The organism is Deinococcus phoenicis (genome assembly GCF_000599865.1).
In the GTDB taxonomy this organism is placed as follows: Bacteria; Deinococcota; Deinococci; order Deinococcales; family Deinococcaceae; genus Deinococcus; species Deinococcus phoenicis.
On record NZ_JHAC01000080.1, the window covers coordinates 1 to 790 of the forward strand.

Consider the following 790-nt stretch of genomic DNA (forward strand, 5'->3'; position numbering starts at 1 on the left):
AGCATGGCCCCCAGCAGGGCGGACACCAGCAGCACGATGCGGCCCTTCAGTCCGAGTTGATCTTTCAGCAGTTGCACCAGGGGCAGCACCAGCACCACGGCCAGCGTGCCCACCGTGCCGGTGAGTTCGAGAACGTCCATCAGCCGAGGCCCCTTTCCTTGAGCTTGTAGGCGGGTACGCGAAAGGGGCGCACTTCCCCCGTTGCCTGATTCCTCTGAAGGCTCACCCACAGCCCCGGCGTGGGCTGCCTGGTTTCGGGGTCGTAGACCTGAAACCAGTTCGCGGGGAGAGCGGGGACGGGCGGCGCAGGTGGAGGCGCAGGCAACGCCGATACCCGCGCCGCCGCGTCCTGCCACTCGGGGACGCGCACGCCGGAGAGGGGGTCGGTCCATTGAAAATGCATGGCATCGCTGTACGCGCCCGTCCAGCGCCCGCCCCAGGTCCACCCGCATTCCTCGAATACCCGCACCACCTCGCGGTTGATCTGCGCCCGCTCCAACGGCACGCCATAGCCGTTCCAGGCGGCGTCGAAGTCCAGCGCCGCCCCGAAGGCGTGAACCGAGAGGGGCCGCGTCCGGTCATGTCCCATGTGGCGGAACGCGATGGAGCCGTCAAAGGTGCGGAGCTGGGTGTGCAGGCCCCGGTGCACCAGTTCCGCCCACGTCGCCTGGAAAACGGGCGCGACCAGCCGGTGCAGGCTCACGCCCTTGATGACGCCGTAGGGACAGCGGGGGAAGTCGGGCAGGTCGGCCAGGGGAATGGTCACGATGTTCTGTTGCCGCCAGGCGGG

General features: G+C 68.5%; 1 protein-coding gene. It reads right to left on the reverse strand.

The genetic code is table 11. The features are described from left to right. Positions 1–139: 139 nt before the first annotated feature. Positions 140–790, reverse strand: a 651-nt coding sequence (locus DEIPH_RS17015; protein WP_034360564.1) for a M15 family metallopeptidase, incomplete at its 5' end; no start/stop codon positions are given.